The 6,689-nt window shown below is 42.4% G+C and carries 5 protein-coding genes; all 5 read right to left on the reverse strand.

The window, feature by feature from the left end; all coding sequences use genetic code 11:
• Window positions 1-24: 24 nt before the first annotated feature.
• The 5 genes from IBX40_01245 to IBX40_01265 all read right to left on the reverse strand — a co-directional run bounded on the left by IBX40_01245 (window position 25) and on the right by IBX40_01265 (window position 6,343).
• Window positions 25-2,379, reverse strand: a complete 2,355-nt coding sequence (locus IBX40_01245; GenBank protein ID MBE0522955.1) for a hydrogenase iron-sulfur subunit — start codon at window positions 2,377-2,379, stop codon at window positions 25-27.
• 83 nt (window positions 2,380-2,462) lie between these two features.
• The gene (locus IBX40_01250) at window positions 2,463-3,338 is read right to left on the reverse strand and encodes a hypothetical protein (protein MBE0522956.1); all 876 of its coding nucleotides are present in this window, start codon (window positions 3,336-3,338) and stop codon (window positions 2,463-2,465) included.
• 386 nt (window positions 3,339-3,724) lie between these two features.
• Window positions 3,725-4,990, reverse strand: coding sequence for a hypothetical protein (locus IBX40_01255; protein MBE0522957.1), 1,266 nt, complete (start codon window positions 4,988-4,990; stop codon window positions 3,725-3,727).
• Between the two features lie 136 nt (window positions 4,991-5,126).
• Window positions 5,127-5,678 (reverse strand): hypothetical protein, encoded by a 552-nt coding sequence (locus IBX40_01260; GenBank protein ID MBE0522958.1) that lies wholly within the window; start codon window positions 5,676-5,678, stop codon window positions 5,127-5,129.
• Window positions 5,675-6,343, reverse strand: coding sequence for a diphthine--ammonia ligase (locus tag IBX40_01265; protein ID MBE0522959.1), 669 nt, complete (start codon window positions 6,341-6,343; stop codon window positions 5,675-5,677). The genes IBX40_01260 and IBX40_01265 overlap by 4 nt, the downstream gene beginning before the upstream one ends.
• Window positions 6,344-6,689 lie beyond the last annotated feature (346 nt).

The raw sequence follows: 6,689 nt of genomic DNA on the forward strand, positions 1-6,689 counted from the left end.
TGATGAGAAATAATATAAAGTTGGTTATTTCCGGGTTTTTGGTTCTAGTTCACAGCCCAAGGGTCCCATATCATTTAGTTCATCGACAAATCTAGTGATCTCACTGGCAAACTTTTCACCTTCGCTGGCTGCTATCCAAGCTGTCTTTACACGTTGTGGCTCGATTCCGATCTCAACCAGCAGTTCCTTCAGGATATCCATTCGCTGCTGTGTCTTTACATTACCTGTCAAATACCGGCATTCTCCCATCCTGCAGCCTGCGATAAGTACTCCATCAGCACCACTTTTCAGTGCTTCCAGTACAAAAGCAGGATCTACTCTACCTGTACACCTAACACGAATGGCCCTCAGGTTTGTAGGGTACCCGGCTCCCAGTGAACCTGCCAGATCAGCAGCAGCATAGCTGCACCAGTGGCACAAAAACCCGATGATCAATGGTGTTTCTTTGATATCCTGTGTAGCCGCATGGATCTGGGCCAAAATTTGCTCGTCTGTGGAGTGTCTGGGTTGGAGGGCTCCCCTGGGGCAGGCCGCAGCACAGACACCGCAACCACTACATGTTAACTCGTTCACCACAGCTACACCCTCTTTTACTTCAATTCTTGCATAAGGACAGACTTCCTCACACAACCGACAACCATTGCAGAGCTCATCAATTACTTTGACGCTCATGACATCTTTTGAGATACTGCCGCCACTTAGCAGGCTCTGTGCCCGTGCGGCAGCAGCTATGCCCTGGGCAATGGAGACCTGGATCTCTTTAGGACCAGAAGCACAACCAGCAACGAACACTCCTCTTGTGTGGGTGTCAACTGGCCGCATCTTTGGGTGGGCTACCTGGATGAACCTGTCAGGCCGCCTGGTCAGGTTCAGGGTGCTGATGATATTATTTGCATCATCGTTTGCCTCAAGTCCCACAGATAATACTACAAGATCCACAGTTTCATCAATGATCTCTTCTGTCATGGTATCCTCGTAGGTGATCACGGCTTCACCATCCACTTCTTTTACAGATGCCACCCGTCCCCTAATGAATTCGACTCCTTTTTCCTGGTTTCTGACATAATATTCTTCATAATTCTCACCGCCGGCCCTGATGTCAATATAATGGACGCTTACCTTTGTTTCAGGGTCACGGTCCTTAATATGCCCTGAGTTCTTTATTGCCGCCATGCAGCAAACCCTGGAACAGTAGGGATTGCCTACAGTTTCGTCCCTGCTTCCTACACATTGGATGAAAGCCACTCGTTTGGCAGGTTGCCCGTCAGATGGCCGCACTACCTGGCCGTGGGTGGGACCCGAAGAATTCAGCATTTGCTCAAGTTCCATACTGGTAATGACATTCTTGATCCTTTTATAGCCGTATTCGGGCTTTCTGGCTGCATCAAAGGGATGGTACCCTGTAGCAACAATAATTGCACCTACATCAAACTCCACTGTTTGTGCTTCTTGCTTGAAGTCCACAGCTTGTGGTACACAGGCCTTTTCACACAACCCGCAACCTACACAATTCATGTGATCAACTACTGCTACCAGGGGTACAGCCTGGGGTGACGACAGATAAATTGCTTTACACAGGCTTAAACCTCCATCATATTCAACTGGTACCTGAATAGGACAGACTGATTCGCATAGTTCGATACAGCCTTTGCATTTTGATTCATCCACATACCTGGGTTTGTGGACTACTGACACATGAAAATTTCCGATATGGCCGCTGATCGTATTGATTTCAGAATATGCATGAAGTGTAATGTTAGGGTGGTCTGCTACTTCACTCATCTTAGGCGCAAGTACGCACATTGAGCAATCATTAGTAGGGAAGACCTCGTTGAGACGAGCCATCCATCCCCCAATGGAAGATTCACGCTCTACCAGATGCACTTTAATACCAGTGTCTGCCATGTTCAATGCACTCTGGATACCTGTTACTCCGCCACCGATCACCAGTACATCCTGATTTGCCGGGACACTTTCAACAGTAAGTGGAGTGAGCAGCCGTGCTCTGGCCACGCTCATAGCAAGCAGGTCTTTTGCCTTCTGGGTTGCATATTGGTATGAATCTTTATGCACCCAGCTGCATTGCTCTCTGATATTTGCTATTTCCACCATGTACGGATTCAAGCCTGCTGCCTGTGCAGCACGCTGGAATGTAATCTCATGCAGCCTGGGCGAGCATCCAGCAACTACTACGCGGTCCAGGTCAAATTGTTTAATATCGGCTTTTATTTCATCCTGGCCCGCATCACTGCAAGTGTAGTTGATATCCTTTGAAACTACAACGTCTGGAAGGGTCCCGGCAAATTTGCGGACAGATTCCACGTCCAGATTTCCGGCAATGTTACTTCCACAGTGGCAAATGTAAACCCCTATATGCACTTGTGACGCCTCATATTTTTATTTTTTTTCTAGTATTTATATATGTATACTTAGATGTGTCTGATTTCTAAAATATTATTCGATTACAGTGGGATAATAGGCACACCGGCCGAAATACATCCTATGGCATATCCCAAAATGGCCCCTGTATTTAAAAACGGAAGTCCTGCTTGAGGTTTTCCTTTGGCAACCAACAGCATCAAAGCGGAAAAGCCTGCTATAGTACCAATGGCCGCACCAATGGCAGGAGAATTAATTATACCTATAAGGGGTAGATCCATGTATGCTGCCTGGATGTAAAAAACATTGGCTGAGACCACAAGTATGGTAGGCATTATAGCGTCTCCCAGGCCCATAAAGAAAGCTTCCCGTTCACCTTCAGCATCATATTTGTATGTGCGATATGAAAAATCAAAGTGCCTGGGGATCACGAATAATATCGGCATCTTCATATCCATTATACCTTCAGCCAGGGTGAGCATGTGTTTGGTCTGGTAGACAGATATTGCATCATATACTGCCAGCAGGATCAATAGTACAATAGTGGGTAATATGCCAAAGGATATGCCGAAGAGCGCTACCACACCGGCACCGATCAATATTCCGACAATATCTATTACGTACCACTCCGGGAACTTGTACATCAAAACAGTGAGCAGCAATGAAATTACTAAGGTGAGCAATAAGTTAGTGACATCATCTGTGAAATTGGCAAATATGGCAAAGAACACATAGTACAGTGTGGAAGCTACAGCAAACAGAATAACTCCGTGAATAACCCATTTCATCTGCTTTTTCATTGCATATAATATGAATAAAGTGAAGAGCAGGATCAAGCCAATGTAGTATACTGCATTCCAGATGTTCCCTGTATCTTCGGTGAATTGGAAATTTTTATCGATCATAGGCTGGGCAAGCATTATAGAAATTACCTGAACCAGAACCAGAAATATGCCCATTGCAATAAAAGGAAGTAAATCTGCTAATGTATTTTCTTTCTTATTTGTTTTTGTCAAATCAGCGGCTCCTTATTAAATTTAATAACGGGTCAAAGAAATGCTGTAATGGTTTTTATAATTTTCAATTAAATCATATTGTTGTCTACTTAATAAAATTGTATTTTTTAAAAAACAAAAAATACCTAATTCTTAGCGGCCTTTGTGGTGTAATAGATATTAGGTTCTTAAAATCTGTGGATGAATGGGATTATATAAAAAAATCAGCCCCGACAAGAGGCTGGTTACGGATATAAATACTACTGCAGAGATGTGAACTTAAAATCTCTCCAGTATTGATTGTATGTCAATATCGATCCGATCATATGCCTAAAAAAGGTAACCAGGGATTACCTTCTTCTGAAAAGATATACTGTCAACAACATTCCGACAGAGATCATTAATCCAAATCCTGGTGATGGTTGTGTTGCAGCCTCAGTCGCTACTTCTGCTTTCAAGGTCATTGCATTGGGTGCATTCTCAGCAGCCCAGGCTTTGTTCTCATCAGCATGGCAAGGCAGGCAAACGTATTCCAGAGTAAGGTATGGATTTGCATATTGGTTGTTATCAACTGGATCTGTGTATATGTATTCAGCATCTGCAGATAGGTTCATTCTGAAAACATGCGATCTGACATCGGCTTCGTATTCAGATACTGCTATGGCAGACTTTGCTGCTTTAGGCATGTGGCAGTCGATACATGTCACACCTGCCACCTGCATAACAGTAGCTGCATAGTCAGTTCCAGAACTCTGATGACATTCTACACATTGCTTTATGATCCCTTTACCTTCTTCGGTATTGGTGGCACCCACATGGACTGGCATGTGAGGATCGTGACATATAACACAACGTAGTCCAGACATCTTACCTGATGCAAGGAAATCAAGGTACTGTTCATGGTGCTGAACAAAATTTCCAGAAGCAGGTATCTTATCATCATCACCGCCCCGCCTGTGACATAATCCGCACATCGAAGCATCAGTATTCACAATTATGGCCACACCTTCACCGCCGCCCTGGGCAACGTGTTCACTGCCTGGACCATGGCATGCTTCGCATTGAATACCTCTTAACTCCCAGGAACCCTCAATTCCAGCCAGGTCATCCTGATTGGAATCATATGACGAACCAGTGTTATGACATCTTGTACAGTCGTATTTTTTCACTGCTCCGGGATTGTAATCCACCCATTCCTTATTAGCAACATTATATTGGTTATTGCCGTCGATATCATGGTTCTCACCGGTCTTCGTGATTATAAATCCATCCTGTCCGATATATCTTGCTTTCCAGCCCCATCCCCCTATGATATACAGGATATCATCTTTGGCATAACCTTCGGGGAAAGGCAACTCCGGCCTTATTGCCAGGATTTCATCAGGTGTGTTCAATTTGTATGCATGACCACTCGTCTTCCAATTGTCGAAAATGGTCGGATGACAGAGTTGGCATTTATCTACCCCCACATACATTGCATTTGTTGCATTTTCTGGCATATCTACTGGTGTTTTCAGCTCTCCTATCACATATTGCGTTGCTGCATCTGCAACAGGCAAGAATAGAGATAAGACCATTATAACAAAAATCAATTTAATAGAAATACTATTTCTCATGAAATCCCTCCAAATTTGGAAAAATTAATACACTCCAATTCTAGTATTGTCAAAATTCCTTATAAATGTTATTAGATATTGAAAAAAATATATTTATGAAGAGTAAAATGGCAGATTTCAAGTTTTTTTTGTGGGATTAAGGATCAGAATTCTTGGAACAAAAGTTCAAAATAAGTGATTTTTGTCTGACCTCTGGATGGAAAAGAACCCCGTAAAGCGGTTTATCACGATGCTTTACCGCCTGGGGGATGTGGCCTTTAGAAAATACTTCAAACTCCTTCAAATGGAAGAAATCAATATAATTGTTATGCAGATGATACACCTGCTCGCTATCTTTTAATCCAAGGAAGCTACTGAAAGACTCTTCATAGAATCCGATTTCAGTTTCTCTTTTCAGTTTACCCCTGAAAAGAAGTCCAATCAGATGCATGCCTGCGCATATCCCCAGAACAGGTTTGTTGATATTTTCAATCCATAAAAATTTTTCTGTTTTTTTAAGAAAATCATCATCTTTCAAACTTGTTCCGCATATGATTATTTTATCAGCCAATGCCAGATATTTATCAAAAAACTCTGTATAATGTATAGTCGAATATTCAAGACCCCCATTCGTCAATATATCTTCAATTGGTTTTACAAACTCAAAATAGTGCAGTTTCTCAAAACAGACATTCACCACCAGTATCATCCAACAGTGACCTCCATTCTGTGATTGTTTTCTAACGACACAACCCTGGTGTCCAGGATTTTCAGGCCATTTTTGAACATTGGGCAATCCAATACAAATGTCTCGAATTCTCCACCTTCTCCTGCCGGATTTATCCTGTATTTTTCATGTAGTGGTTTGATCTGCTTTATAAATTCCCGGTCTATCTTTTTAGCCAGCCAGGAAGCATCCAGGGGATATGCAGCTGCTGCGGTAATCACAACCTCGAATTTATTCTGTATAAGGTCTTCAAGCAGTTCGAACTGCTCTTTCTGCCACAGGGGATTGAAACACTCGATATCCAGTGTGTTGCATATTTTCTGTATCCTTGAGGCCTGGTACGTACTCTCAATGGCTCCGGTAATTATCCCCTCAATCCCGTATTGTGCTTTGGCACTTTTTATTGCCTCTTCAAGGTCAAGCAGTTCTGTCTCTTCTTCACCTTTTGTCTCATGGACCAGAAGTGGAATCCCTAAGGCTGTGGCCTGCTGTTCTACTTTTGAGATCGAGGGTGTATGAAACATATAGCTGAAAGGGTTTCTGGAAATGATCGATATCAGACATGATACATGATAGCCGCATTCTTTTGCAAGATATATGGCAAAAGTGCTGTCCTTTCCTCCTGAAAATAAAGCGCCGAGGTTCATCAAATGTACTTGTAGGGTATGTCATTATTTAATTCTTTATGAGTTGTGGGGGAGCATGTTCATATACTCCTTATTCCAATTTAATTTATTCAATACGATCATATGCCACAGATTCATTCAGCTCCCATACATCTTTTATTGCGTTATGAACATCAGAAAAATCAATTTCGTTCCCGCTTGGAAACTCAGATTCAATCTACGCAAATTCTTTATCCGGATGTAAGTAGCAGTAAAAAAGATAAGGCATATCTTACATTATGACTATACTATATAATGGAGTGGAAAAGTAGAAATGAAAAAATCATTGAATACAATATTTATTGGAAGTTACGTCCCAAGAAAATGT

It is taken from the genome of Methanosarcinales archaeon (assembly GCA_014859725.1).
Lineage (GTDB): Archaea > Halobacteriota > Methanosarcinia > Methanosarcinales > Methanocomedenaceae > Kmv04.

Bases quoted from the DNA above. Each gene is read 5' to 3' on its own strand.
- IBX40_01250 (MBE0522956.1), bottom strand. From the start codon at position 3,338: ATGGGCATATTTCTGGTTCTGGTTCAGGTAATTTCTATAATGCTTGCC.
- IBX40_01260 (MBE0522958.1), bottom strand. From the start codon at position 5,678: ATGATACTGGTGGTGAATGTCTGTTTTGAGAAACTGCACTATTTTGAG.
- IBX40_01265 (MBE0522959.1), bottom strand. From the start codon at position 6,343: ATGAACCTCGGCGCTTTATTTTCAGGAGGAAAGGACAGCACTTTTGCC.
- IBX40_01255 (MBE0522957.1), bottom strand. From the start codon at position 4,990: ATGAGAAATAGTATTTCTATTAAATTGATTTTTGTTATAATGGTCTTA.